General features: G+C 38.1%; 1 protein-coding gene. It reads right to left on the reverse strand.

Features of this window, described 5'->3' with window-relative positions:
- Positions 1 to 135: 135 nt before the first annotated feature.
- Positions 136 to 1739: EAL domain-containing protein (locus tag AB4496_RS14095; protein WP_372131189.1), on the reverse strand; the 1604-nt coding region annotated here is incomplete at its 5' end.

The raw sequence follows: 1739 nt of genomic DNA on the forward strand, positions 1-1739 counted from the left end.
ATGTTTGAGAGAAATGTATTGGGTTATGAGAACGCTTGAAGCCTACTTCCTTGTGGGCTCTCAAGTCGTTGTATGATCAATGGCAATTAAACAAGAAAAGGGAGGTCATCAATATTTAAATGAGGTGGTAGATAATTACTCCTCCGAGTGACTAGGTCTACTGTACAGATAACCTTGATGTAGGTTGTAGCCTAACTGACATAAGATATATTGCTGCCTGCGCGTCTCGACACCTTCATAAATCATCGTGATGTTTGATAAGCGTCCAATCTCCGATATATTAAGCAATACTCCTTGATGATAATCTCCTGACTCAATGTCTTTAACAAAACAACGATCCAGTTTTAGGTAGGTCGGAGAGATAGCACTAATTATTTCAATGTTGTTGTTACCTGTACCAAAGTCGTCTAGCGCGATGGTGATTCCAAGATCTTTGATCATTTTGATGTTGTCGATGACCTCATAGCCATAGCCAATGTTTGAATACTCTGTTATTTCTACGACAAACTCATTCGCTTCCATCGTGACTAAATGCTCTTTGAGCTTTGTAAAGTTAGATCCCACCAACGCACTCGGGCACACATTGACACCGTAGATATCATGGCTGTTGTCCAACTTCGCTTTTTTTACTGTTTCAATGATTAAAATAGTATGAAAGGTCAACAAATTAGTACGTCTCATGGTGTTGATGAAACTCAGAACGCCTACGTTACGCACTCTAGACAATAACTCGTAATATAAAACGCTATTGTCGTCAGTGTTGATTATGGGCTCTTCCTCGAAGGATATGTGTCGCCAACGAAGCAGGTAAATGCCAAAGCCAAGAATATATGAGCGATAAAGTAGCGTGGCGATCACCAGAGAAAAAATGACCCACAGAAGCACAATATCATCACTGTAGAAAGTGATGGTTGCACCGGTTGGAAGTGGGGCTTGATAAATAGGCTGACTGTTTTCGCCTAGGTTTAATATGTAGTGACCATTTTTTTGTATGGAAACTGAATCAACCAAAAGAGGGAGTAATGAGTTCTTATATCTAGCTTCAATAGACCATTTAGAAATACGCGCAATGAGTTCGATGTCCTCTTTGGGGTCTGAGAAGCGTGAATAAGCAAAATCTAGGCTATCGTCAAAGTTTTCAATTTGGTCTAGTTCAACCATTTTTGATTGTGTTTTGGATATGTAGCATGAACCATAAGGCGTTGTCATCAAAACAGAATCAAGGTTAAGTGAGTGCCTCAATGCGTACACTGCAACTTCGCTATCACAGCCATAGTTCATTACTTCCTCTACTATTTGCTTTGCGTTTTTACTGTATTCATCTGCAATTTTCGTTGTATAAAGGATTTGGAAGAAGTAGACAACGAACAAAAAAAATGAAGAAACGGTACAAACGGCTATAAAGCCTCTGATCAACTCTTTTTGGTAAGTGTTGAGCATCAGCTTCAACATCTCGATATGGCTGAGCTTGAATTGGTTGATGTTGTATTTTGGTGTTATACGGTTGGTTGTACTTTTATCTAGATCGATAAAATAACCAACCTTATAAAGGTTCGAGATAAGTTCACTATTATTGTTAATTTTGGCTTTCTTACACAGATTTCTATACTTTTTTCTTATCGAAGCAATAATATTCTTTAAAGCGTATAAACTGAACTCTTCATCGAAGTGTAATTTAAATGACTTTTCAACATCTCTAGCAGATTGAGGGTTTGATATCGATGAATGCTCAATAAGAT

Source organism: Vibrio sp. 10N.222.46.A1, from assembly GCF_041473595.1.
Taxonomy (GTDB): domain Bacteria; phylum Pseudomonadota; class Gammaproteobacteria; order Enterobacterales; family Vibrionaceae; genus Vibrio; species Vibrio tasmaniensis_A.